This is a genomic window from Pseudomonas sp. CC120222-01a, assembly GCF_003097235.1.
In the GTDB taxonomy this organism is placed as follows: domain Bacteria; phylum Pseudomonadota; class Gammaproteobacteria; order Pseudomonadales; family Pseudomonadaceae; genus Aquipseudomonas.
Window position 1 is genome coordinate 77854 of the sequence record NZ_QEQQ01000016.1, and the last position, 23978, is coordinate 101831.

Annotated in this window: 19 protein-coding genes and 3 pseudogenes; 14 read left to right on the forward strand and 8 right to left on the reverse strand. The window is 63.2% G+C overall.

The features are described from left to right. Positions 1-106: 106 nt before the first annotated feature. Positions 107-745, forward strand: a pseudogene (locus N430_RS30025) (PAS domain-containing protein); the annotation flags it as partial. A 162-nt stretch (positions 746-907) separates the two neighbouring features. Then, a pseudogene (locus N430_RS30030) lies at positions 908-1333 on the forward strand (methyl-accepting chemotaxis protein); the annotation flags it as partial. Between the two features lie 58 nt (positions 1334-1391). Here N430_RS30030 and N430_RS19835 read toward each other — a convergent pair. Both N430_RS19835 and N430_RS19840 read right to left on the reverse strand, forming a co-directional pair. Further along, positions 1392-1781 carry a hypothetical protein gene (locus N430_RS19835; RefSeq protein WP_110638451.1) on the reverse strand — a complete coding sequence of 130 codons (390 nt, stop codon included), beginning with the start codon at positions 1779-1781 and terminating at the stop codon, positions 1392-1394. Between the two features lie 127 nt (positions 1782-1908). Further along, complete coding sequence (locus tag N430_RS19840; RefSeq protein ID WP_110638452.1) at positions 1909-2412, reverse strand: hypothetical protein; 504 nt, start codon at positions 2410-2412, stop codon at positions 1909-1911. A gap of 310 nt (positions 2413-2722) precedes the next feature. Here N430_RS19840 and N430_RS19845 point away from each other — a divergent pair, with 310 nt between their 5' ends. Next, the gene (locus tag N430_RS19845; RefSeq protein WP_116583655.1) at positions 2723-4069 is read left to right on the forward strand and encodes a DUF6861 domain-containing protein; all 1347 of its coding nucleotides are present in this window, start codon (positions 2723-2725) and stop codon (positions 4067-4069) included. A 19-nt stretch (positions 4070-4088) separates the two neighbouring features. Further along, on the forward strand, positions 4089-4706 hold the full coding sequence (locus N430_RS19850) for a GAD-like domain-containing protein (protein ID WP_110638454.1): 618 nt from the start codon (positions 4089-4091) through the stop codon (positions 4704-4706). Between the two features lie 45 nt (positions 4707-4751). Here N430_RS19850 and cysZ read toward each other — a convergent pair whose 3' ends face one another. Next, complete coding sequence (gene cysZ, locus N430_RS19855; RefSeq protein ID WP_110638455.1) at positions 4752-5480, reverse strand: sulfate transporter CysZ; 729 nt, start codon at positions 5478-5480, stop codon at positions 4752-4754. A 313-nt stretch (positions 5481-5793) separates the two neighbouring features. Between cysZ and trxB the strand changes: the two genes are divergently transcribed. Continuing rightward, entirely contained in the window at positions 5794-6756 is a 963-nt protein-coding gene (trxB, locus tag N430_RS19860; protein WP_110638456.1) for a thioredoxin-disulfide reductase, read from the forward strand. A 55-nt stretch (positions 6757-6811) separates the two neighbouring features. On the opposite strand, the gene nadC is transcribed toward trxB, so the two are convergent. Next, a complete protein-coding gene (nadC, locus tag N430_RS19865; protein ID WP_103445670.1) occupies positions 6812-7660 on the reverse strand; it encodes a carboxylating nicotinate-nucleotide diphosphorylase in 849 nt (282 codons plus the stop codon). A 245-nt stretch (positions 7661-7905) separates the two neighbouring features. Here nadC and N430_RS19870 point away from each other — a divergent pair, with 245 nt between their 5' ends. The 5 genes and pseudogenes from N430_RS19870 (at position 7906) to N430_RS30040 (ending at position 13779) form a co-directional block, all read left to right on the forward strand. Next, positions 7906-10050, forward strand: a complete 2145-nt coding sequence (locus N430_RS19870; RefSeq protein ID WP_110638457.1) for a DUF1631 domain-containing protein — start codon at positions 7906-7908, stop codon at positions 10048-10050. Positions 10051-10139: 89 nt separating this feature from the next. Next, positions 10140-10712, forward strand: a complete 573-nt coding sequence (ampD, locus tag N430_RS19875) for a 1,6-anhydro-N-acetylmuramyl-L-alanine amidase AmpD (protein ID WP_110638458.1) — start codon at positions 10140-10142, stop codon at positions 10710-10712. Continuing rightward, the gene (gene ampE, locus N430_RS19880; RefSeq protein WP_110638459.1) at positions 10709-11539 is read left to right on the forward strand and encodes a regulatory signaling modulator protein AmpE; all 831 of its coding nucleotides are present in this window, start codon (positions 10709-10711) and stop codon (positions 11537-11539) included. Before ampD ends, ampE begins: the two co-directional genes overlap by 4 nt. A 1178-nt stretch (positions 11540-12717) precedes the next feature. Continuing rightward, positions 12718-12921, forward strand: a pseudogene (locus N430_RS30035) (HAMP domain-containing protein); the annotation flags it as partial. A gap of 153 nt (positions 12922-13074) precedes the next feature. Beyond that, positions 13075-13779 (forward strand): methyl-accepting chemotaxis protein, encoded by a 705-nt coding sequence (locus tag N430_RS30040; protein ID WP_371922784.1) that lies wholly within the window; start codon positions 13075-13077, stop codon positions 13777-13779. 70 nt (positions 13780-13849) lie between these two features. Here N430_RS30040 and N430_RS19890 read toward each other — a convergent pair whose 3' ends face one another. Together N430_RS19890 and cra are read right to left on the reverse strand one after the other, a co-directional pair. Then, positions 13850-14626, reverse strand: a complete 777-nt coding sequence (locus N430_RS19890; RefSeq protein ID WP_110638461.1) for a TatD family hydrolase — start codon at positions 14624-14626, stop codon at positions 13850-13852. Between the two features lie 2 nt (positions 14627-14628). Further along, the gene (gene cra / locus N430_RS19895; protein ID WP_110638462.1) at positions 14629-15624 is read right to left on the reverse strand and encodes a catabolite repressor/activator; all 996 of its coding nucleotides are present in this window, start codon (positions 15622-15624) and stop codon (positions 14629-14631) included. Positions 15625-15922: 298 nt separating this feature from the next. Here cra and ptsP point away from each other — a divergent pair, with 298 nt between their 5' ends. Genes ptsP through N430_RS19910 form a run of 3 tightly spaced genes read left to right on the forward strand, consistent with a single transcriptional unit; the run spans position 15923 to position 21449 of the window. Beyond that, the gene (gene ptsP, locus N430_RS19900; protein ID WP_110638463.1) at positions 15923-18775 is read left to right on the forward strand and encodes a phosphoenolpyruvate--protein phosphotransferase; all 2853 of its coding nucleotides are present in this window, start codon (positions 15923-15925) and stop codon (positions 18773-18775) included. Further along, positions 18775-19722, forward strand: a complete 948-nt coding sequence (gene pfkB, locus N430_RS19905) for a 1-phosphofructokinase (protein WP_110638464.1) — start codon at positions 18775-18777, stop codon at positions 19720-19722. The genes ptsP and pfkB overlap by 1 nt, the downstream gene beginning before the upstream one ends. Beyond that, entirely contained in the window at positions 19719-21449 is a 1731-nt protein-coding gene (locus tag N430_RS19910) for a PTS fructose-like transporter subunit IIB (protein WP_110638465.1), read from the forward strand. The genes pfkB and N430_RS19910 overlap by 4 nt, the downstream gene beginning before the upstream one ends. A 111-nt stretch (positions 21450-21560) precedes the next feature. Here the strand turns inward: N430_RS19910 and N430_RS19915 are convergent, their stop codons facing one another. After that, the gene (locus N430_RS19915) at positions 21561-21782 is read right to left on the reverse strand and encodes a DUF3820 family protein (protein WP_060512540.1); all 222 of its coding nucleotides are present in this window, start codon (positions 21780-21782) and stop codon (positions 21561-21563) included. A gap of 201 nt (positions 21783-21983) precedes the next feature. Between N430_RS19915 and N430_RS19920 the strand changes: the two genes are divergently transcribed. Next, positions 21984-22460 (forward strand): PA2169 family four-helix-bundle protein, encoded by a 477-nt coding sequence (locus tag N430_RS19920; protein WP_110638466.1) that lies wholly within the window; start codon positions 21984-21986, stop codon positions 22458-22460. On the opposite strand, the gene N430_RS19925 is transcribed toward N430_RS19920, so the two are convergent. After that, positions 22457-23953 carry a diguanylate cyclase gene (locus N430_RS19925; protein ID WP_110638467.1) on the reverse strand — a complete coding sequence of 499 codons (1497 nt, stop codon included), beginning with the start codon at positions 23951-23953 and terminating at the stop codon, positions 22457-22459. The genes N430_RS19920 and N430_RS19925 overlap by 4 nt on opposite strands. Between the last annotated feature and the right edge of the window lie 25 nt (positions 23954-23978).

Sequence of the window (23978 nt, forward strand, 5' to 3'; positions counted from 1 at the left end):
CTCCGGGAGTGCGGTGATGTTCAACAGCAAGCTCAAGAAAGAAATCCAGCAACTGCGCGAAGAGTTGATGGCCGTCGAGCAGGTCAAAAGCAGCCTCGACAGCGAGATGCTGGTGCTGCAGCTCGACCCCCAGGGGCGCATCGAGCAGGTCAACGGCAACTTCGAAAACGAGATGCTTTACCGTGCCGAGCAGTTGATTGGCCGTAACATCGAAGAGATCGTGCCGGCGCACGTGAAGAAGCTCGACTTCTACCAGCGCATGAAAAACGCCATCACCCGTGGCGAGCACCTCAACGGCGCGTTCCGCCTGCTGCGTGGCAACGGCGAGGAAGCCTGGCTGCGCTCGATCCTGCAACCGGTGAAGACTGTCGACGGGCGGATCAGGCATTTCTCCATGCACTCCAGCGACCTCACCCGCACCATCGAAGCCTCGCGTGAGCACGAGAGCCTGATCAAGGCACTGATGCGTTCCACCGCCGTGATCGAATTCAACCTCAACGGCGAGGTGCTGACGGCCAACGACCGCTTCCTGCAGTCGGTGGGCTACAGCCTGGAGCAGGTGCGTGGCAAGCATCACCGCATGTTCTGTGAGCCGGCGGAAGCCAACTCGACGGGTTACCAGGCATTCTGGGACAGGCTGCGCCGTGGCGAGTACGTGGCCGACCGTTTCAAGCGAATCGACGCCCATGGCCGCACGATCTGGCTGGAGGCTTCCTACAACCCGATCTTCGATTCCCATGACGTGCTGTACAAGGTGGTCAAGTTCGCCACCGTGATCACCGACCAGGTCAATCAGGAGCAGGCGGTGGCGCAGGCTGCCGACATCGCCTACAACACCTCCCTGGAAACCGACACCAGTGCCCGCAAGGCCACCGATGTGGTGACCCAGACCGTGGACGTGATGCGTGGGCTGGAAGGTTCCATGCAGGATGCTGCCGAGGGTATCCAGGCGCTGGACAGGCAGTCCAAGGTGATCGGCGCAATCATCAAGACCATCAGCGACATCGCCGGGCAGACCAACCTGCTGGCGCTCAACGCCGCCATCGAAGCCGCCCGTGCCGGCGAGCAGGGCCGTGGCTTTGCCGTGGTCGCCGACGAAGTGCGGCAGCTGGCCTCGCGTACCAGCAGCGCCACCGAGGAGATTGCCAAGGTGGTGCAGCAGAACGAGCAGCTGGCCCAGGCGGCGGTGGACATCATCGACACCAGCAAGCGCCAGGCCGAACAAGGGCTGGCGCTGGCGGCGGATACCGGTGGGGTGATCGTCGAGATTCAGGAAGGGGCGAAGAAGGTGGTGGATGCGGTGGGGCAGTTTTCCAGCCAGTTAAGCCACTGACGGCAACCTGACAGGCGTGGCGGAAAAGGCGCAGGCCGCACCTTTCCGCCGTGGTTGGTCAATCGGCCTGTTCGGTTTGCTTGATGTGCCGATAGACGATTGAGGCGGCTTCGTGAACCGCCGCCAGGTCTATCGCGACATGATGTTCTTCACCGTTCACACCACGAGCACTGAAGATGCCACCGGCCGGTCCGATGGTGGGAGCCTCACTGTGCAGCACCGCATCGACCAGTAACTCGATCAGGGTTTGGCTGTAGTTGACCGTTCCGTTGTTCGAGTCCCAGGTTGTGTAGTGCAACCGCTCGATCGGCTCATGGATGTCGATGGCTTCCAGGGCCCCGCGTAGCCGCCATTTCACCCGATGCTCGGCGATGGTCGTGCTGTGAAGGTGCTCGGGGATGCCTGCCAGCTCAATGAAGTCATTCGACTTGACGTTTGTGAATTCCATTTTCGATCTCCTTAGATAAGGGCCGCGAAGCTGCGGCCATAACTGTATTGGTAACCGAGCAGTTCCTGCGCAAGTTGTATGTATCGAATGAAGTCGCGAGCAGGCCTGCCAGGCCACACTGTGACTTTCAGACGATGGGGTCCATTTTCAGCATGTGCAGGAAGGTTTCTTCGACGGCAGCCCAGAGATTACTTTCATCGTCAGTGAAGAGGGTTCCGTCAAACTCATATCGGTCGATATCCGATTTCTCCAGTTTTCCCGCTATCAGGGCCCAGATCAGGTATGTCCTGAGCGATGACTTGTCGCCATTCGCGTTATAAACGTAACAGGACATGTTTTGATAATCGTCAAGGCCATGTTCTGCCAGGGCGGTCATGAACGTCGTGTGAACGTGCAACTTGACTTGTTCAAAAGCTGCGAACTCTTCGTCATTGAGATCACGCCCTCCCTTACCTTCTCGAAAAAGACGCGCCAGCGGGCCCTGAGGGTCAATCGGACCGACCGGAATTTTGGGCTCTTCAGTTTCCGGCTCGAGAGGTAGATTTGGGTCGTTAACCTCGGCTTCTACAGGTTCGCCCTCATCGGTAGTCTCGCTCGGCAGTATTTCCGCTAATTTTTCATCGTCAATCATCTGGTTGTCCTCTTGAAATGAGCGCCAGCAGGTGGCAGGGATGATTGAACGATGGATTGATAACCCGTTTGCTCTAACTATCTACCCCATGTCTAGTTACGGGGTCTTGCTTGCAAATCCAGAACAATGATGCACATGCCATCGCCGCTGGCGCTTATGCCTTCAGGTTTGCACGTCGCTACAGCAACTGGTTTTGATGGTCCTCGAACCCTCTAGTTACGAAATAGACTTTTCCTACAATCGTCTCAGGAATTTCCCATCTCACTCCATGATGTGATTTCCCTGCACAAAACTGGCAGGGAGACGCCTCATGCTGCTCTGGCAAATCGTGCCCACCTGGCACGATATCGAGACACGCATCACCGATGAAATGGGCTACCAAGGAGGTGCCCATTTCCGTACTTACCTCAACGAACAAGTGCCGTCACTGGCCCTCAACCTGCGCCGCGTGGACAGCGTGCGGCGCGCGTTCCACAAGGCCGAATGGCTAGCCGGCGCGCTGCTGCGCCAGCGCTTCGCCGACCTCGACATCAGAAGCATCCTCAACGACCTGCTCGGCGTCGCCGAGCAAATGGCGATGATCGTCGCCGGCACTGCCCTCACCGGCGGCTTGCTCGGCGCCGGCATCGGTGCCTTCGCCGGTGGTGCCGGTGCCATTCCCGGCGGCGTTGCCGGCACCGCCATCGGCTTCAAGGTCAGCGGCTGGATCCTCGGCGCGCTGGGCATCGCCTCTATCGCCGAGTTCTTCGTCGATGGCCTGCCGCGTATCGGCGAGTACTACCTCGACGGCATCGGCATCGCCTGGGAAGGCACACGCGGTGAAGAAGGGCTGAACGCGTTCAGCCAAGACAACCCGTATGCCATCAACCAGGCGGCGCATTTCATTGCTACCGGGCATGTGGAAGTGGTGATGCTGCTGTTGGGCGCCATGGTGTCCTACCTCACCCGTGGAGGTGGCAACGCGGGTGTGCTTGCCCTGGAAATGGCCGCCAGCAAGAAAGGCGCGCGGATTGGGCAGTGGATGCTCAAGCACGAGGAGACTTTGAAGAAACGGCCAGACCTGCAGGTGCCGGAGCGACGCAAAGGGGCGGTGGGTGAGCCACAGCCTGGCCAGCCTAACCGGCCGGTAGGGAAAGACACGGAACCATCCAAGGGCAAGCCCGGTAGCATGCCGCTGCACACGGTGGCGTGTTTCAAGGCGGACAAATTGCCGGCATCGAAGCATGGCGAGTTTGAGCGGCAATTAAAAGGACAGCAGGATGGACTGAACCGGCTCACAGTTGAAGAGTTTTTGGATAATGTCGCCAATCCCAAAGCGCGCGATCCGAAGGTTGCGAAAAACGCTAGAAGGAAGTTGTATGATGATTTGAGGAAAAGAGCTTATAGCGAACTCTCCAAGGATATGAGCCCAGTTGAAGCGAAAAAACTCTCAGCAAAACAGGCGAAAGAAACAATGTCCTCGCTTGCAGCATTGCACAATCCAGATTTAATCGCCGGTGGTAAGGATGTTATTTCTGACTTTGGTGATAGGCAGGTAAACTCCACTATCGGTCCCCAGTGGAAAAGCAGGGTGGGTGAGCTAATACAATCAGTCGAAAAGCAATCCAAAGAGGGTGGTGTCTCAGGTTTTTTGAATGTTAAATTGCATAAGTGCTAACAAGCTAAGGAGCGCAAAAATGGACGAAGTTTACTCACTTTTCATAGAGGAAATGGGCGAGCCTATGTTCAGGCAAGAGGTACCTCCCTCTAGCATAGAGCGCTACAAAGGTAAGTTGCCTAGAAAAATGTTGGAGTATTGGGCCGAGCACGGCTGGTGCGGATATGGTGATGGGATTTTTTGGACAGTCAATCCTCAAGACTACGAGGGCGTGGTTGCCTCATTTATAGAAGGCACTGCGCTAGAAGGGCGCGATACCTATCACATGATTGCCCGCGGCGCTTTTGGCGACCTCTATTTGTACGGTGAAAATTCCGGGTTCTCATTAAAAATCACAGCCTTTACTTCAAGCTATTGCGGTACTGTTGATGAGCTTGATGCAGAGGATATGGATAGGGAAGTGGAGGGTTTCTTTCTTTTGATGGAGCGGGAGTCCAATGATTTTGGAGATTTCTTCGAGCCTGCAAAGAAAAGTTTAGGTGTCCTTGGGTGTGATGAGATGTACGGTTTTGTTCCGGCGCTAGCGTTTGGTGGGTTATGCAAACTTGAAAATCTACAAAAGGTAAATGCAGTGGAGCATTTGATATTGCTCTCCCAGTTGTCACCTCTAAAACCCTACAGTTTCTCCGATTTTTAATAGAGCACGCTGAGAAAGGGGCTGCCCAGCAGCCCCTCGCTCAATTCAGTTCCGCTCGCGCACCCAGAACAACGTAGCCCCCGCCACCGCCGCCGGCATCATCAGCACGTTCACGCCCGGAATGAGCAAGGCCAGGTAGGTAATCCCGCCAAACCCCATCGACTGCCAGCGCTTCTGTCGCAGCCAGGCCAGCATGTCCTGCCAGCTCATCTTGTTGTTGTCCGCCGGGTAGTCGATGTACTGGATCGCCATCATCCACACGCCGAACACCAGCCACAGCGGCGCGGCGATCACGTTGACCACCGGGATCAGCGACAGGATGAACAGGCCGATGGCCCGCGGCAGGAAGTAACCGAGCTTGCGCATCTCGCGGCCGAAGGTGCGTGGCACCATGGCCACCAGCTCACCCCAGCTGAAGGCCGGGAACGGGTCCTGGCCGCGCACCACCACTTCGACCTTTTCCGCGAGGAAGCCGTTGAACGGCGCGGCGATGACGTTGGCCACCAGGGTGAAGGTGAAGAACACCATCAGCACCAGCAAGGCGACGAACAGTGGCCAGAGAATGTAGGAAAGGAAGCTCAACCAGCTGGGCAGGGTTGGCATCAGCGCGTCGAGCCACAGGCTGAACTCGTGGCCGGCGAAGTAGATCAGGCCGCCAAATAGCAGCAGGTTGATCGCCAGCGGCAGTAGCACGAACATCCGCAGGTTGGGGCTCAGCACCAGTTTCAGGCCTTCGCGCAGGTACTGGGGGCCGGAGAGGACAGGGGCTTGCATCGGGACACTCCGCAGAGAAGGGAAAACGCGCTGACCTTACCGAGTTTGCCGCGCCGACGAAAGGCAGGCAGACATGAAGAAACCGGCTGTAACAAATGTGCCAAGGGTGTTGGCCCAGGTGAAATTCGCAGATAGAGGATGCCTATGAGGTGGATTGTCGAAGGATATTTCCTTAATCTCTGCCACCTCGCTACAGTGCGCTCAACTTTCCGCTTTCTGGGCCTGCGCGTTGTAGGACTTCCCCAAGTGCTGCGTGGGTCCTTTTTAATTTCCAGCTGGCGGCCCCCTTGGGCCCGCTCGACAGGAGTTCGACATGTCTGAAGTACGTCATTCGCGCGTCATCATCCTCGGTTCCGGCCCTGCCGGTTACAGCGCCGCGGTCTACGCCGCCCGCGCCAACCTCAAGCCACTGCTGATCACCGGCATGCAGGCGGGTGGCCAGCTGACCACCACCACCGAAGTCGACAACTGGCCGGGCGACCCCCACGGCCTGACCGGTCCGGCCCTGATGCAGCGCATGCAGGAGCACGCCGAGCGTTTCGAGACCGAGATCGTCTTCGACCACATCAACGCCGTCGACCTGGCCAACAAGCCGTTCACCCTGCAAGGTGACAGCGGCAAATACACCTGCGACGCACTGATCATCGCCACTGGCGCCAGCGCCCGTTACCTGGGCCTGCCGTCGGAAGAAGCGTTCATGGGCAAGGGCGTTTCGGCCTGTGCCACCTGCGACGGCTTCTTCTACCGCAACAAGCCGGTTGCCGTGGTTGGCGGTGGCAACACTGCCGTGGAAGAAGCACTGTACCTGGCCAACATCGCCAGCAAGGTGACCCTGGTGCACCGTCGCGAAACCTTCCGCGCCGAGAAGATCCTGGTCGACAAGCTCAACGCCCGTGTCGCTGAAGGCAAGATCGAGCTCAAGCTCAACGCCACCCTGGACGAAGTGCTGGGTGACAACATGGGTGTGACCGGTGCGCGCCTGAAGAACAACGACGGTAGCTTCGACGAAATCAAGGTCGACGGCGTGTTCATCGCCATCGGCCACACCCCGAACACCTCGCTGTTCGAAGGCCAGCTGACCCTCAAGGACGGCTACCTGGTGGTTGCCGGCGGCCGTGAAGGCAACGCCACCGCCACCAACGTCGAAGGCGTGTTCGCTGCTGGTGACGTGGCTGACCACGTTTACCGTCAGGCCATCACCTCGGCTGGCGCCGGCTGCATGGCAGCCCTGGACGTCGAGCGTTACCTGGACGGCCTGGCCAACGCCTCGTTCTGATTCAGGAAATAAAAAAACCGGCCATCTGGCCGGTTTTTTCATGCCTGCGATTCGGTCACAGGCTCAGTCGCATCGACAGGTCCACGGCCTTCACATCCTTGGTCATGGCGCCAATCGAGATGTAGTCGACGCCAGTTTCGGCAATCACCCGCAGGGTGGTTTCGTTGACCCCACCACTGGCCTCCAGCTTGGCCTTGCCAGCGTTGATACGCACCGCCTCGCGCATTTCATCCAGGGTCAGTTCGTCGAGCATGATGATGTCGGCGCCCGCATTCAGCGCCTGGCGCAGTTCATCCAGGCTTTCCACTTCGATTTCCACCGGTTTGCCAGGGGCGATGCGGTGCGCCGCCGCCACGGCCTCGGCCACGCCACCGCTGGCGGCAATGTGGTTTTCCTTGATCAGGAAGGCGTCATACAGGCCGATGCGATGGTTGTGGCAACCACCGCAGGTGACCGCGTACTTCTGCGCCAGGCGCAGGCCCGGCAGGGTCTTGCGGGTGTCGAGCAGTTGCACCTGGGTACCTTCGACCAGGTCGGCCAGGAAGCGCGCACGGGTGGCCACACCCGACAGCATCTGCAGGAAGTTCAGCGCGCTGCGCTCACCGCTGAGCAGCGAGCGTGCCGGGCCTTCGAGGTGGAACAGCGGCTGATTGGCGGTGGCACGCTCGCCATCGGCCACCTGCCAGTGCACGGCCACGCGCGGGTCAAGCTGACGGAACACGGCATCGACCCAGGCGGTGCCGGCAATCACACAGTCTTCGCGGGTGATGATGGTGGCCTTGGCCAGGCGCTCGGCCGGGATCAGCTGCGCGGTGATGTCGCCGCTGCCGATGTCCTCCAGCAGTGCACGGCGCACATTGGCTTCGATCTCGGCGGTCAGGTCGGCAAGGCGTAGGTTCGGCATGGTCGGCTCCACAAGCTAGGTGCCGGCGATTATAGGGCAGGGGGACTGCGCCGTGTACAGCTTGCCTTGCAGGTGACCATTGGTCAGGTCAAATGAGCATCTGCCCGGAAACAGAGTCACTTGCCCGCCAGTGAAGAGTGCTGGCAGCTGTCGGCATTTTTACCGATAATGGCGCCTAACAATTGGCGTCATAGCTTTGACGATTTTTCGCGCTGTCGAATACATTACCCAGCAAGGAGTTCGGGATGCATAAAGAAGGCAAGGTGGTGCCCCTGGCGGCGGCCATCGATCGAGGCGCACGCACGCCCTTGCCTTGCCTTCCGGTGTTGCTTCTGCAAGTGCGTGACAAGGCCGCCCTGCAACTGCGCCAAGGCTTGCAGGCGCTGTTCGACAATGCAGACGACACACTTTTCGAAATGGCCGACCGGGCAGCCGACCGCTTCGACCAGAACCTGTATTTCGAGGCCATGCGTGACCTGCGCCTGAAGCGCAAGCACATCGAACGCGGCTTTCTCGACATCTTCTACGACACCTTCGCCCGGATCGGCCAGTTCGACCCGCTGGGCCAGCAGGCGTCGAAAAACCAGGCATACAGGGAGCGTGCCGTCGTCGTCGACGGCATGGTCGCACGGGTGCTGTCGCGTGATGGCCTCGCCCTCGAGCAACTGGGCATGCGTTTGCAGTGCCTGCTCGCGCGCAGCTTCGACGAGCAGCAGAACCCGTTCGGGCCTGCTGCGCTGTGCGGCTATTTCCTCGATGCCGGGCGCAACCTGGGCGTGGGCCTGCGGGTCAAGCTGATCCTGCTCAAGCTGTTCGAGCGCTATGTGCTGCGTGACATCGACGTGCTTTATGTTGAAGCCAACCAGTTGCTGGCCGCTGCGGGCGTGATGCCGGATCTGCAGCCAGCACCGCGTCGGCGTGCCGAGGATCACCGCCTGAGCTCACGGCGCGTGCCGGCCAATCGCGAGCCTGATGCCATGGGCGCAGACAGTGCCGGGCAGGCCTTCATGTGTTCGCTGGAAGGCCTGCTGGCGCCGTGCCGAGGGCGCATCGCCCCGCGCCTGCAAGCCGCTGCCAGTGCCGAGCCGATCAGCACCGCCGACTTGCTGCGCCTGCTTTCGCACCTGCAGCATTATGTGCCGGCCACGATCGAAGAGGATGACTTCGACCTGGGGCAGCAGCTTGAACAATTGTTGCTGCGGGTTAGCGTGCGCAGCGGTACGCGCCGACGCATCGCCTGCAACGACGAGGACATGATCAACCTGGTCGGCCTGCTGTTCGCCTACATCGCCGCCGATGACAATCTGCCGCTGAGCTTGCGCGCGCTGATCGTTCGCCTGCACATTCCGCTGCTCAAGGTAGCGCTGCTGGACAAAGGCCTGTTCAGCCGTGCCAGCCACCCGGCACGGCGCCTGCTCAATGAGATTGCCGCTGTCGCGATCGGCTGGGAAACCGGCAGCGAAGGCCTGCGCGACAGCCTGCACCTGCGCGTGGAGCGCATCGTCCAGCGCCTGCTCAACGATTTCACCGAAGATGCCTCGCTGTTCACCGAACTGCTGGAGGACTTCCTTGCCTTCAGCCAGGACGAGCGCCGGCGCAACGAACTGCTGGAGCAGCGTACACGCGATGCCGAAGAAGGGCGCGCCCGTGCCTTGCAGGCCCGCCAGCAGGTGCAGCAGGCGCTCAACCAGCGTCTGCGCGGGCGCACCTTGCCGCAGGCGGTCGTGCACATGCTGGTTCAGGCCTGGAGCCAGGTGCTGTTGCTGGCCTGGCTAAAGCAGGGCGAAGCGTCCCCAGCCTGGGAGCAGGCGCTGGCGACCATGGATACCCTGCTCGCCAGTATCGCCCCGCATCAACAGCCGCAGGTGTTACTGCAACAAGTGCCAGGCCTGCTCAAGTCACTGCGTGACGGCCTGGCCAGTGTGGCGCTGGACTCGGCGGCTACCCGCGAATTCTTCCTGCAACTGGAGCAACTGCACTTGCGTGCGTGTGCGGGGGCCGAACAGCCAGATGGCAGCCATGAACTGGCCGAAGTCCTGGTGGCTGAAGACATCGTGCTGGCCATCGCCGAAGAGTCCGCCTGCGTGCCACTGCGTCAACGCGATGAGCACGCGGCGGAGCTGCGCCAGGTGCAGCGCTTGCGGATCGGTACCTGGGTAGAAATGCTCGATGACGACGAGCCCTTGCGCTGCAAGCTGGTCGCGCGCATCGACAGCAGCGACCGCCTGGTCTTCGCCAACCGTACCGGGATGAAAGTGCGTGAATGGAACTCGGCCGGCCTGGCGCAGGCCCTGCGTCGAGGCGAGGCGCGGTTGCTGGATGATGGCCTGCTGTTCGAGCGGGCACTGGAAACCGTGCTCGAAGGCCTGCGTCAGCAACAGGTGCACTGAGCCGACGGCATTACAATCATTCACATGCACTACGCCCCGGGAGCAAGGCATACTGCGGCTCTGTACCGGTGTTTTTCAGGATCTGCCCCATGCAATTGGACCGTGCCACTGGCTGGTTCCACGGAAACGGAATCACCCACTGCCCCTCGCCGAACTTCAACGCCCGCCCGGACGGTGAAGCGATTTCCCTGCTGGTAATCCACAACATCAGCCTGCCACCGGCCTGCTTCGGCAGCGGCAAGGTGCAGCAGTTCTTCCAGAACCGCCTGGATCCGAACGAGCACCCTTACTTTGCCAGCATCAGCCACCTGACCGTCTCGGCGCACCTGTTCGTCGAGCGCGACGGAGCGGTGACCCAGTTCGTGTCGCTGCTCGACCGGGCCTGGCATGCCGGCGTATCGAGCTTCGACGGGCGTGAGGGCTGCAACGACTTTTCCATCGGGATCGAACTGGAAGGCACCGACGATCTGCCCTATACCGATGCCCAGTACGCCGTGCTGGAGCAACTGACCCGGCAGATCCAGGCTGTCTGGCCGGTGATCGACCTTGCGCGTATCCAGGGCCACAGCGACATTGCCCCGGTGCGCAAGACCGACCCCGGCCCGGCGTTCGACTGGGCGCGTTACCGCAACGCCGTGAAGGACAACGAGGACAACGCATGAGTTTTCTGGTGCTGTTACTGGCGCTGTGGGTAGAGAAGTTCTCTGCGCTGCGTCATCAGGTACAACGGGACGGTTTCTTCCTGGGTGAGCTGGTGCGCCTGGAGCGCAGTGGCAAGGTGCATCCCTGGTGGACGCTGGCGATTCTGGTGTTGGCGCCGGTGGCGGTACTGGTGCTGTTGCTGCACGTGCTGGACCCGGTGGCCTACGGTTTGCTGGCCTTGCCGGTGCACCTGCTGGTGCTGATCTACAGCCTCGGGCGCGGTGATGCCAAGGGTTCCCTCGGGCCATTTCGCGATGCCTGGCGGCGTGGCGACGACCAGGCCGCGCTGCATGTGGCTGAACGCGACCTGGGCCTGGTGGCCGACGAGCCCCACAGCCTGCTGGTGCGAGTGCAGGGTTACCTGTTGTGGCAGGCCTACCAGAGCTTCTTCGCGGTGATCTTCTGGTACTTCGTGCTCGGCCCAGGCGCGGCACTGGCCTACCGCCTGCTGGCACTGACGGGCGAGCATAGCCACCAGCCTGCGCTCAAGGCCCGTGCCGAACAGCTGCGGCATATCATGGACTGGCTGCCAGTGCGGATGCTCGCCCTGAGCTTCGCGCTGGTCGGCAACTTCGTCGCGGTAATGCGGGTGATGCTGCACGAGCTGCTCAACTGGCATATCAGCGCCGGGCACCTGGTGGCCAGGGTCGGGCGCATTGCCGATGATATCCCCGAGGAAGAAGACCCCCAGCACGGGCTGGGGCGGCTGGACAGCCTGTGGGAGCTGCTGCTGCGCTGTGCGGTGTTGTGGTACGCAGGGTTTGCCCTGTGGACAGTGCTGGTGTAGGAGCGGCCTTGCCGGGGCGCCGGACCGGTCGGAAAGGGCCGCAAAGCGGCCCCAGCCATTTGTGCGTTAAAGCTGAAATCTTGGGGCTGCTTCGCAGCCCTTTCGCGACACAAGGCCGCTCCCACAAGGGCGGTTAACCTTAAGTTACAAACCTCCGATTCGATCTGCGTTATACAAGTGGCCTAGTGCTATCTCTGCAGAACAACAAGAATCCATGGAGGTGCCCCGTGAAGCGTCTGCTCTACCCGGCCATCGCATTGATGAATCGGCTGAGCTTCGGCCAGAAGTTCAGCCTCATCAGCGTCCTGTTCTTCCTGCCAATGCTGGCCACCAGTTTTTATCTGGTGCGCGATGCCTACCAGCAGTTCCATGCCACCCGCGCCGAGTTGCAGGGCATTGCCCCGCTGGTGGACAGCCTGATCCTGCGCGCCGACCTGGAGGCGCTTGGCAACCTGTTGCAGGTCAATGCCGTGCTCGGCCAGTCTGGCCAGGCCGGCGACCTGGAGACGCGTATCAGTGCGTTGCAGGACAAGGTCCAGGCGCAGTTGCGCACGCTGCAAGGGGATGAGGCGGTACCACAAGGCAAACTCGAGGAATTGGCCACTGCATTTGCCAGTGCCCGGGCGGAGTCCTCTCTGCAGAACAAGGCCGCGCTGTTCGACAAACTGCTGGCCCAGGCCCAGATACTGGGTAAGCAGGTAATCAGCCAGTCCGGCCTGAGCCAGGACCGCCAGGCTTCGGTACGCCAGTTGAGTGAACTGCTCGGGGTCGCCACGGCGCAAGTCACCCAGGCCCTGGGTGAGGGTCGGGCCATGGGTGCCGTTGCACTGGGGCGGGGGTTCATCGACTCTGCTGGCAGTGCCCGTTTCGAAGACCTGCTACAGCGCCTTGATCGCCTGGGCGCAGACTATGCCTTGCGCTTGGATGATGCCCTGGCCACGGACCGGGCCGCCAAGACCAGTCTGGCGGGCTCGGCGGCTACGAGCCAGGCGACGCTCAGGCAGGCTGCGTCGTTGTTCGAGGAGCAGGTGGTGGTGGCGGAAACGCTCGATGCCCCATGGCCGACGTTCTATCAGCAGGTCAGCGAACTGATGGCGCAGACCTACCGCTTCAACGACGCCGTGCTCGCGCACCTGCAGGGGCAGTTGCAGGAACGCCTGGCCGAGCAGCGCCTGCGCATGCTCGCCCTGGGCACGCTGCTGGCCGGTGTCTTCGTGTTGATCCTGTACTTGTACGGCGGCTTCTATGTATCGACCCGGGCCACCTTGCGCCGGCTGGGCGGTGCCATGGACAAAGTGGCCGCGGGCGACATGACAGTCAGCTTCCAGGCCCATAGCCGTGATGAATTGGGTGAGTTGGGCCAGGGCTTCAGTGAAACCGTGCGCCGTATCCGCAGCCTGATCGACCAGGTTGGTCGCACCGTGGTGGCCGTCGAGGAGCAGGCCGGGCAGGTGCTGGCCGTGTCGGCGCGGAGCAATCAGGCGGTCAGCGGCCAGCGCGAACAGATCGAGCAGGTGGCCACGGCGATGAACCAGATGAGTGCCACCGCGCAGGAAGTGGCGCGCAGTGCCGCGCTGGCGGCCAACGGCGCACAGCAGGTCAACCTGGAAAGCGCCAACGGCCGTACCCTGGTGGCCAGCCAGCAACACAGCATCGGTCGCCTCGCCGAGGAAATTGACCAGACCGTGCTGGCGATCAACCGGCTGGCCGATGACAGCCAGGCCATTGGCCAGGTGCTGGAGGTGATTCGCAGCATTGCCGAGCAGACCAATCTACTGGCGTTGAATGCGGCCATCGAAGCGGCGCGGGCCGGTGAGCAGGGACGAGGGTTTGCCGTGGTGGCCGATGAAGTGCGTACCTTGGCCCGGCGTACCCAGGACTCCACCGCGCAGATCGCGCAGATGATCCAGCGCCTGCGCGATGGCGTGGAGCAGGCGGTACGGGCGATGGGCAGCAGCCATCAGATGGCGGCGGGCACTGTCGATGAAGCGCGCCAGGTGCAGCAGGCGCTGGGCAATATTCTGGGTGCGGTGGGTGGCATCGTCGAGCAGAACCAGCAGATAGCCGCAGCGGTGGAGCAGCAGACGGCGGTGGCCCATGACATCGACCGCAACATCGTCGCGATCAACCGGGCGGCGCAGGACACGACCCAAGGCGCTTGCCAGACTGAAGATGCCAGCCGGGCGTTGTCGACGCAGGTGGTGGAGTTGAAGCGGCTCATCGGGGCGTTCAGGGTGTGATTGCCTGCATGCAGCTCTTGAGACCTGCGCATGACCTGTGGGAGCGGGCGTGCCCGCGAAGAGGCCGGTACTACCAGCCAAAAATCTCACAGGCATTTCGGCTGCTGGCTTCAGCCAATACTTCGACCTCGATGCCCATCACCTCGGCCAGGGCTTCGGCAATCTCAGGCAAATGCTCCGGGCTGTTGCGCTCGCCTGCAAACATCACCGGGGCCATGTCTGGCGAATCGGTCTCCAGCACGATGCTTTCCAGCGGCAGGCGCGGCAAGGTCTTGCGCAGGCGCAACGCCTGCGGCCAGGTCGCTGCACCGCCCAGCCCAAGCCGGAAGCCCAGCTTGATGTACTCGCGCGCTTCTTCATAACTGCCGGCAAAGGCATGGATCACTCCCGCCCGCGCCGGCTTGTAGCGCTTGAGGGTGGCAATCACCTGGGCGTGGCTGCGACGCACGTGCAACAGGGCCGGCAGCGCGAAGTCGCAGGCCATTTGCAGCTGGGCTTCGAACAGCGCCTGCTGGCGTTCCTTGTCCAGCGCTTCGAGGTAGTAGTCCAGGCCGAATTCGCCCACCGCACACAGCCTTGGGTCACCCTGCAGGCGCTCCAGCCAGTCACGCAGCTGCTTCAGGTGCTCCGGCCGGTGCTGCTCCAGGTAAACCGGGTGCAGCCCTAGCGCCGCATGCACGCTGCCTTCGGCGCAGGCGAGGTCCCACACCCGCTGGAAATTCGCCTGGTACACCCCCAGCACCACCATGCGCTCCACCCCGCGCACCGCCGCGTTGGCCAGCAGGCTCGGGCGGTCGGCGTCGAAGTCGGGGAAGTCCAGATGGGTGTGGGTGTCGATCAGGCGCATGCTCAGGCCGCAGTGATGCGTTGCTTGAAGGTCCGGCCAATGGCGTGCACGCCGGGCTCGTAGCGCTTGTCCTCGATGGCGGCCAGGGCCAGTTCCAGCGCGGTGGCGGCGATCAGGCCGTGCTGCTGGGCCATGGCGTTGACCGGCAGTGGCAGGAAGTCGAGCAACTGGTTGTCACCGAAGGTGCCCAGGTGCAGCTGGCGCGAATCGGCCGGGCGCGCCTGCAAGGTGTCGAATACCCCCTGCAGCAGTACGTAGGAGGTGGTCACCAGGGCATCCGGCAAACCGCCTTGTTCGTCGATCAGCTGCTGCATCAGGCGCTGGCCGCATTCACGGCTGAAGCCCTCGCCCTGATAGCGGCGCACCACGCCGGCGAAACCTTGCATGGCTTCGTCGAAACCACCGGCACGGGCCTGGCTGACCGACAGCTCCGGGCGGGCACCGATCAGCGCGATGCTTTTCGGCGCAGTGGCCAGCAGGCTGTCGGCCAGCTGGCGGCTGGCGTCGCGGTCGTCGCTGATCACCGAGCAGAAGTGTGCCGGGTCCAGGCGCCGGTCGATGGCAATCACCGGCAGGCCCTTGTCCTGCAGCTCACGGTAGCTGTCATCCTCCGGCGGCAGGCAGCTGGCGACGAACAGGGCATCGCAACGGCGGGCGCGGAACAGTTGCTGCAGCTGGCGCTCACTGTCGGGCTGGTCGTCGCTGCTGGCGATCAGCAGCTGGTAGCCACGGGCGCGGGCGCCTTGCTCAAGCTGTTTGGCGATGCGGGCATAGCTGGGGTTCTCCAGATCCGGGAGAATGAAGCCCAGGGTGCGGGTGTGCCGGCTGCGCAGGCCGGCTGCTTGCGGGTTGGGGGTGAAGCCATGGGCCTCGACCACCGCGCGCACCCGCTCGACAGTGCTGTTGCTGATGCGCTGCTGTTCGGCCTTGCCATTGATGACATAACTGGCCGTGGTCACTGACACACCGGCCAGACGGGCGATATCGCTGAGTTTCACCGAATTTTCCTTGTTATTACCGGGACTGGCTACGGAACCAGGACCGGGTAGTTTGACCCGGATTGGCCGCCACGCGCAGGCGACCATTGTCGCAATTGTCCGACAGGATGGGGCTTTTTCCTCGGAAGATTATCGAGTAACGTGGCCGCTTGGTCAGATTAAACGTTTCAGCTATTAAATTTTCTGCCTCGGCTGCCGTGCGTGCAAGGCTGTCGAACTGGCTGATTCTGTGAATATCACAACAATACCTCAGTACCCGGCATCAAAACCGAGCCCGGGGCTGCAAAAGGAGAAGGTCATGCTCGAGCTCGCCAAAGAGCAGATAGCCATGGGCCAGAAGGCCGCCGACAAGTCAGCGGCACTGCGCCTGCTGGCGGATCAGCTGGTGGCCGACGGCCTGGTTGCCGAAGGTTATCTCGAAGGGCTGCAGGCGCGTGAAGCACAAGGCTCGACGTTCCTTGGCCAGGGCATCGCCATTCCGCATGGCACCCCGCAGACTCGTGAGCTGGTGTTCGCCACCGGCGTGCGCCTGTTGCAGTTCCCCGAAGGCGTGGACTGGGGCGATGGCCAGATCGTCTACCTGGCCATCGGCATCGCCGCCCGTTCCGACGAACACCTGCGCCTGCTGCAACTGCTGACCCGCGCCCTCGGCGAAACCGACCTGGCCGAGGCACTGCGCCGGGCCAGTTCTGCCGAGGCGTTGCTCAAGTTGCTGCAAGGCGCGCCGCAGGAACTGGCGCTGGATGCGCAACTGGTCGGCCTGAACCTGCCGGCTGAAGATTTCGACGAGCTGGCCTGGCGCGGTGCGCGTCTGCTGCAGCGTGCCGGTTGTGTCGACAGCGGCTTCGCTGCCGTGCTGCAACAGGCCGAACCGCTGCCGCTGGGCGAGGGCCTGTGGTGGCTGCACAGCGAGCGTCAGGTGCGCCAGCCCGGCCTTGCCTTCATCACCCCGCAACAGCCCCTGCGTTATCGCGACCAGCCGCTCAATGGCCTGTTCTGCCTGGCCAGCCTCGGCGCAGCCCACCAGGCGCTGCTCGAACGCCTGTGCGAAGTGCTGATCGAGGGTCGTGGGCAAACCCTCTACCAGGCCACCAGCAGCCGCGCGGTACTTGAAGTGCTGGGCGGTGAGGCACCGGCGGACTGGCCCACTGCACGGATTGTGCTGGCCAACCCGCATGGGCTGCACGCGCGCCCGGCGAAGGTGCTGGCGCAACTGGCCAAGGATTTCGAGGGCGAGATTCGCGTGCGGGTGCTCGACAGTGCGCAGCCGGCGGTGTCGATCAAGAGCTTGAGCAAGCTGCTCAGCCTCGGCGCCCGCCGTGGTCAGGAGCTTGAGCTGAGTGCTGAACCATCGATTGCCGGCGATGCCTTGCCCGTGTTGCTGGCCGCCATCGAGCAAGGCCTGGGCGAAGAGGTCGAGCCTCTGCTGCAAGCCACCGCCTCGTTCATTGGCAGCGCAACCTCAACACTCCAGGCCCCGACTGCGGGCAGCCGCGTCCAGGGCGTCAGTGCCTCCCCCGGTATTGCCAGCGGGCCGGCGCATGTCTGCGTCGAGCGCGATATCGATTATCCACTGCGCGGTGAGTCGCCCGCCCAGGAGCGCCTGAAGCTGCGCGACGCGCTGAATGCGGTGAATGGCGAACTGCAGGCGCTGGTGCAGCGCAGCGACAAGTCGATTGGCGAGATTTTCGTCACCCACCAGGAAATGCTCGCCGACCCGGCCCTGAGCGACGATGTCGACGCCCGCCTGGCCCAGGGCGAAAGTGCGGCGGCGGCCTGGATGGCGGTGATCGAAGCGGCGGCGCGGCAGCAGGAAGCGCTGCACGATGCCCTGCTGGCCGAGCGTGCTGCCGACCTGCGCGACATTGGTCGCCGGGTGCTGGCCCAGTTGTGCGGCGTGCAGGCCCAGGCCGAGCCGGAACAGCCCTATGTGCTGGTCATGGGCGAAGTTGGCCCCTCCGATGTCGCCCGCCTGGACCCGGCCCGTGTCGCCGGCATCGTCACCGCGCATGGCGGCGCCACGGCGCACAGCGCGATCGTCGCCCGTGCCTTGGGTATCCCGGCGGTGGTCGGTGCGGGCCCTGCGATCCTGATGCTCGCTTCCGGCACACCGCTGCTGCTCGACGGCCAGCGCGGCGTGGTCAGCGTCGCGCCGCCCGCCGATGAGTTGCAACGCGCCCTGGCCGAGCGCGACCAGCGCGAACAGCGCCTGCAAGCTGCCTGGGCCAAGCGCCATGAACCGGCGGTGACCCGCGATGGCCATGCCATCGAAGTGTTCGCCAACATCGGCGAGAGCAGCGGCATCGACAAGGTGGTGGAGCAGGGTGCCGAAGGCGTTGGCCTGTTGCGCACCGAGCTGATCTTCATGGCCCACTCGCAAGCGCCCGATGTGGCCACCCAGGAAGCGGAGTACCGCCGTGTGCTCGACGGCCTCGGCGGTCGGCCGCTGGTGGTGCGCACCCTTGATGTGGGGGGCGACAAACCCTTGCCGTACTGGCCGATCGATGCCGAGGAAAACCCGTTCCTCGGTGTGCGCGGCGTGCGCCTGACACTGCAACGTCCGCAGATCATGGAAGACCAGCTGCGTGCCTTGCTGCGCGCCGCCGACCAGCGGCCCCTGCGCATCATGTTCCCCATGGTCGGGCAAATTCACGAATGGCGTGAGGCGCGGGCCATGGTCGAGCGCCTGCGCCTGGAAACCCCGGTCGCCGACCTGCAGGTCGGGATCATGGTCGAGGTGCCGTCCGCCGCCTTGCTGGCGCCGCAGCTGGCCCGTGAAGTGGACTTCTTCAGCATCGGCACCAACGACCTGACCCAGTACACCCTGGCCATCGACCGTGGTCACCCGAGCCTGTCTGCCCAGGCCGACGGCCTGCACCCGGCGGTGCTGAGCCTGATCGACATGACCGTGCGCGCGGCCCACGCCGAAGGCAAGTGGGTAGGCGTGTGCGGCGAACTGGCCGCCGACCCGCAGGCGGTGGCCGTGCTGCTGGGGCTGGATGTGGACGAGTTGAGCGTGGCCGCCCGCAGCATTGCCGAAGTCAAAGCCCTGGTGCGCCAGGCTGATCACCAAACAGCCCGCGCCTTGGCGCGCGAGGCCTTGCAACAGGACAGCGCCGCGGCGGTTCGCGCGCTGGTGGAGCGTTACTGATGGCCAAGATTCTCACCCTGACCCTCAACCCGGCGCTGGACATCACCGTCAGCCTCGACGCCTTGCGCCCAGGCCACGTCAACCGGGCCCACGACCAGCAAAGCCACGCGGCGGGCAAAGGCCTGAACGTGGCTCAGGTGCTGGCCGACCTGGGCCACAGCGTCACTGTCGGGGGCTTCCTGGGCCGCGACAACCTGCAACCGTTCGAAGCGCTGATCGCCCGGCGCGGGTTTGCCGACTGCTTCGTGCGGGTGGCCGGTGAAACCCGCAGCAACCTCAAACTGGTCGAGGCCGATGGTCGGGTGACCGACATCAACGGCTTGGGGCCGGAGGTCGACGAAGCCGCCCGCGCCGAGTTGCTGAGCCGTCTGCAGCAAGTGGCGCCAGGGCATGACGCGGTGGTGGTCGCGGGCAGCCTGCCGCGTGGCATCAGCCCCGAATGGTTCCGCCAGATGCTCGAGCAGTTGCAGGCACAAGGGCTCAAGGTGGCCCTCGACAGTAGTGGTGACGCGTTGCGTGTCGGCCTGCAGAGTGCCCCCTGGCTGGTCAAACCCAATACCGAAGAACTGGGCGAAGTGCTGGGCCTGGCCGTGCAGAACGCCGCCGAGCAGCGCGCCGCTGCCGGACAACTGCTGGCCAGTGGTGTCGAGCATGTGGTGGTGTCAGCGGGCGAGCAGGGTGTCAGCTGGTTTACTGCTGGCCTGGCGCTGCAGGCGCGCCCGCCCCAGGTTCGGGTGGCCAGTACCGTAGGCGCGGGTGATTCGCTGGTCGCCGGCATGGTCCACGGCCTGCTGGCAGCGGAATGCCCCCAGCAGACCTTGCGCCGTGCCACGGCCATCGCCGCGCAGGCCGTGACCCAGGTCGGCTTCGGCATCTGCGACCGCGCGCAGCTCGCGCAGCTGGAGGCCGCCGTGCAACTGACAGAACAACAAGAGGGTTGCCGATGAACATCGCCATTGTCACCGCTTGCCCCAACGGGCAGGTGTCCAGCGTGCTCAGCGCCCGCCTGCTGGCGGCCGCCGCCCAACGCCGCGGCTGGAGCACCAGTGTCGAGGTACAGGATGCCGAACATCCAGAGCGCCAGCTGACGCCTGCGCAGATCGCCGAGGCCGATTGGGTGCTGGTGGTCGCCACCGGGCCAGTGGACCTTGCCCGCTTCGCCGGCAAGCGCCTGTACCAGAGCACCCCGGCGCAGGCCCTGGCCGACCGTGAGGGCTTCCTCGACGAGGCCGCGGGCAAGGCCGAAGTGCTGGCTGCCCAACCGGTCAGCGCGGTGCCTTCAGCGGCTGTACGGATTGTCGCGGTCACCGCCTGCCCGACGGGCGTGGCACATACCTTCATGGCGGCCGAAGCCCTGCAACAGGCGGCGCAACAGCTGGATTACCAGCTCGCCGTCGAGACCCAGGGCTCGGTCGGTGCGCGCAACCCGCTGTCGGCCCAGGCCATCGCCGATGCCGATGTGGTGCTGCTGGCCGCTGACATCGAGGTGCCAACGGCACGCTTTGCCGGCAAGCGTATCCACCGTTGCGGCACCGGTATTGCCCTCAAGCAGGCGCGTGCGACCCTGGAAAAGGCCCTGGCCGAGGCCAAGGTTGAAAGTGCCGCGGATGCTGCATCGGCGGCACCTGCCAAGGCTGAGAAAACCGGCGTCTACAAGCATTTGCTGACCGGTGTTTCGTTCATGCTGCCGATGGTGGTGGCTGGCGGCTTGCTGATTGCCCTGTCGTTCGTCTTCGGCATTGAAGCCTACAAGGAGCCGGGCACCTTGCCCGCTGCGCTGATGCAGATCGGCGGCGAGGCGGCATTCAAGCTGATGGTGCCGCTGCTCGCCGGTTACATCGCCTGGTCCATCGCCGACCGCCCGGGCCTGGCGCCGGGGATGATCGGCGGCCTGCTGGCCAGCACCTTGGGTGCCGGCTTCATTGGTGGCATCGTCGCCGGCTTTCTCGCCGGCTACAGCGCCAAGGCCATCGCCCGTTGGGCGCGCCTGCCGAGCAGCCTGGATGCACTCAAGCCGATCCTGATCATTCCGCTACTGGCCAGCCTGTTCACCGGCCTGGTGATGATCTACGTGGTCGGCCAACCGGTGGCGGCCATGCTCGAAGGGCTGACGCACTTCCTCGACAGCATGGGCACCACCAACGCCATCCTGCTTGGGCTGCTGCTGGGCGGGATGATGTGCGTGGACCTCGGCGGGCCGATCAACAAGGCCGCCTATGCCTTCTCGGTGGGGCTGCTGGCGTCCTCCAGCTATGCGCCGATGGCGGCGACCATGGCCGCTGGCATGGTGCCGCCGATCGGCCTGGGCATCGCCACCTTCCTCGCCCGGCGCAAGTTCGCCCAGAGCGAGCGTGAGGCGGGCAAGGCGGCGCTGGCGCTGGGGTTGTGCTTCATTTCCGAAGGGGCGATCCCGTTCGCCGCCAAGGACCCGCTGCGGGTGATCCCGGCGAGCATTGCCGGTGGTGCCTTGACCGGCGCGCTGTCGATGTACTTCGGCTGCAAGCTGATGGCGCCCCATGGCGGGCTGTTCGTGTTGCTGATCCCCAATGCGATCAACCATGCGCTGTTGTATCTGCTGGCGATTGTCGCGGGGAGCCTGGTGACGGCAGTGGTGTATGCGGTGATCAAGAAGAGCGAGCGGGTGGAGTTGGCCGTTGCGCCTGTGAAAGGTTGAAGCCTTCTGTTGGCATTGCCGGCCCTTTCGCGGGCAAGCCCGCTCCCACAGAATTTGTGCTGACCTGAGAGTCACACGATCCCTGTGGGAGCGGGCTTGCCCGCGAAGAGGTCAACGCCGATGCTTCTGCCGCAACGGCACCAGCAGATCGGCCAGGCCGTTGTGGTCAACCTCGTGCATCAAGGCCAGCAACCCTCCCAGCTCCCCCGCCGGAAACCCCTTGCGCGCGAACCAGGCCAGGTAATCCCCCGGCAGGTCGGCAATGATCCGTCCCTGATACTTGCCAAAGGGCATGGTGCGGGTAACCAGCAGTTCGAGCATTTCCGGTTTCATCGACGAAGCCTGGCAGTGAATGAGCGCCGACCATACTGCAATCTGCACGAGCGCCCAAGCGGCAATCATGCATAACACCGTTTTCAGGCTATCTTCGTTATCTTTTAACTATATGATTTTAAAGGCTTTATTTTCAGTTCACGGCTTGGCATGAAGCCTGCTCCGGTACAGGTGACTACCACCTGCCAAGGAGTTCGTGCCATGAGCAACCCCAACAAAGACGTGATCGATGTGCTTAACGACCTGGTCGAGTACAGCAAGGATGGCGAAAAAGGCTTCAAGGCCTCGGCCGATGATGTGAAAAACCCTGAACTGAAGGCCTTCTTCGTCCAGCGCGCCGGTGAATGCGCCAATGCGGCAGCCGAGCTGCAGAGTGAAGTGCGTCGCCTGGGTGGCGACCCGGAAACCTCCACCAGCATCAGCGGCGACCTGCACCGTGGCTGGGTCAACCTGAAGTCGATGGTCACCGGCAAGGACGAGGAAGCGGTGCTCAATGAAGTGGAGCGCGGCGAAGACCATGCCCTCAAGGCCTACAAGGAAGCACGCGAGAAACTGGTCAAGCTTGGCCGTATGGCCAGTGATCCGAGCTATGCGTTGGTAGAGAAACAACTGCAGGGCGTGCAGCGTAACCACGACCAGGTGAAAGCGCTGCGCAACGCCGCTCGCGCCCGTTCCTAGTCCAGCGGCCCCTCGACCCGGTTGCGGCCATTGGCCTTGGCCCGGTAGAGCGCTTCGTCCGCGGCACCCAGCACTTGTGTGAGATCTTGCTGGGTGCCGGGGGTATAGACCCCGACGCCAATGCTCACCGTCACCGCGTGGTGATCGTCAGCAAAAGGCGCCAGTGATTCGACCTGTGCGCGGATGCGCTCAGCCAGTACCAACGCGCCGGCCAGCTCTGTCTCCGGCAACAGCACCTGAAACTCTTCGCCGCCATACCGTGCAGCCAGGTCGGCCGGGCGGCGAATGCACAGTTGCAGCGTGCTGGCGACCTCACGCAACGCATGGTCACCCCCTGCGTGGCCATGGCGCTGGTTGAATGCCCTGAAGTGATCCACATCCACCATCAGTACTGCCAACGGCTTGCGGTTGCGCTGCGCGCGCGACCATTCCTGGCGCAGTACCTGGTCCAGCCGGCGGCGGTTGGCGAGGCCGGTCAGGCTGTCGGTGGCGGCCAGGGTCGCCAGGCCTCGTTCGGCTTCGTGGCGGCGGCGCAGTTCGCGGCCCAGCAGCAGGGTCAGCCAGAGAATCCCGATACACAGAACCCCGGTTGCGACGCTGACGACGATGGCGGTACGACGCCACGACTGGAAGACTTCCTCCGCCGAATGCACCACCAGCACGATCAAGGGAAGGTCGGCAACCCGGGCAAAGGTATAGATGCGCTGGGTGCCATACACGCTGGACTTGGCGGTGAAGCTGCCGCTGCGTTCTCCCAGGATGCGTTTGAAGTTGGGCCGGTCGCCGAAGTTGGTGCCGATCAGCGGATCCTTGTCCCGGGTTGGCTGGCGGGCGAGCAACTGGCCATCGGTATTGAGCAGGTTGATGCTGCTCTCATCACCGATGTCCAGGCGTTGGAACAGCTGATTGAAATAGGACAGGCGCAACGCGCCTGCGGCCAGCCCTGCAAATGAGCCGTCAACTGCAGAGATGCGCCGGCTGAAACTGATGCACCAGTCGAGGTCGCCCAGCCTTGCCTTGAAGGGTGGGCTGATGAACAAGCCGAGGTGCGGGTTGTCGCGATGAGCCTGGAATGCCGGGGTGTCGGCGAAGTTGGCCTGGCGTGGTTTGATGCTGATCGAGTCACCGACCACATCGCCTTTGGCATTCAGCCAGAGGATGTCACCTCGCACCGGGGCGGCGAAGGTCTGATTGAACAGGATCTGCTGGCGCAGTTCGGGGGCAACCTTCAGTAGCTCCGGGTGGCGCACGGCCCAGATCAATCCGCGCAGGGACTGATCATAGAGTTCGACGTTGCGCAGGATATCGCTTTCGATCAACTGCACGATGTTGCTGGAGGAGCGCATGGCCGATTGCTCGACGTTCTCGCGCTCGCGGGCCAGCAGGTAGCTGACGATGGCCACGATGGCGAGCACGGCAAGGCAACTGCCCAGGTTGAGGATCAGCTCGGGGTGCGACCTGTAGAGTGCGAAACGCGGTGATCGAGTGGGCATGCGCGCTACTGCTGAGGCAGGGCCA

Bases quoted from the DNA above. Each gene is read 5' to 3' on its own strand.
- N430_RS19925 (WP_110638467.1), bottom strand. From the start codon at position 23,953: ATGCCCACTCGATCACCGCGTTTCGCACTCTACAGGTCGCACCCCGAG.
- N430_RS19835 (WP_110638451.1), bottom strand. From the start codon at position 1,781: ATGGAATTCACAAACGTCAAGTCGAATGACTTCATTGAGCTGGCAGGC.
- N430_RS19890 (WP_110638461.1), bottom strand. From the start codon at position 14,626: ATGCGCCTGATCGACACCCACACCCATCTGGACTTCCCCGACTTCGAC.
- N430_RS30040 (WP_371922784.1), top strand. From the start codon at position 13,075: ATGAGTGCCACCGCGCAGGAAGTGGCGCGCAGTGCCGCGCTGGCGGCC.
- ampE (WP_110638459.1), top strand. From the start codon at position 10,709: ATGAGTTTTCTGGTGCTGTTACTGGCGCTGTGGGTAGAGAAGTTCTCT.
- N430_RS19845 (WP_116583655.1), top strand. From the start codon at position 2,723: ATGCTGCTCTGGCAAATCGTGCCCACCTGGCACGATATCGAGACACGC.
- N430_RS19920 (WP_110638466.1), top strand. From the start codon at position 21,984: ATGAGCAACCCCAACAAAGACGTGATCGATGTGCTTAACGACCTGGTC.
- pfkB (WP_110638464.1), top strand. From the start codon at position 18,775: ATGGCCAAGATTCTCACCCTGACCCTCAACCCGGCGCTGGACATCACC.
- trxB (WP_110638456.1), top strand. From the start codon at position 5,794: ATGTCTGAAGTACGTCATTCGCGCGTCATCATCCTCGGTTCCGGCCCT.
- N430_RS19870 (WP_110638457.1), top strand. From the start codon at position 7,906: ATGCATAAAGAAGGCAAGGTGGTGCCCCTGGCGGCGGCCATCGATCGA.
- ampD (WP_110638458.1), top strand. From the start codon at position 10,140: ATGCAATTGGACCGTGCCACTGGCTGGTTCCACGGAAACGGAATCACC.
- N430_RS19850 (WP_110638454.1), top strand. From the start codon at position 4,089: ATGGACGAAGTTTACTCACTTTTCATAGAGGAAATGGGCGAGCCTATG.
- cysZ (WP_110638455.1), bottom strand. From the start codon at position 5,480: ATGCAAGCCCCTGTCCTCTCCGGCCCCCAGTACCTGCGCGAAGGCCTG.
- ptsP (WP_110638463.1), top strand. From the start codon at position 15,923: ATGCTCGAGCTCGCCAAAGAGCAGATAGCCATGGGCCAGAAGGCCGCC.
- N430_RS19840 (WP_110638452.1), bottom strand. From the start codon at position 2,412: ATGATTGACGATGAAAAATTAGCGGAAATACTGCCGAGCGAGACTACC.
- N430_RS19915 (WP_060512540.1), bottom strand. From the start codon at position 21,782: ATGAAACCGGAAATGCTCGAACTGCTGGTTACCCGCACCATGCCCTTT.
- N430_RS19910 (WP_110638465.1), top strand. From the start codon at position 19,719: ATGAACATCGCCATTGTCACCGCTTGCCCCAACGGGCAGGTGTCCAGC.
- nadC (WP_103445670.1), bottom strand. From the start codon at position 7,660: ATGCCGAACCTACGCCTTGCCGACCTGACCGCCGAGATCGAAGCCAAT.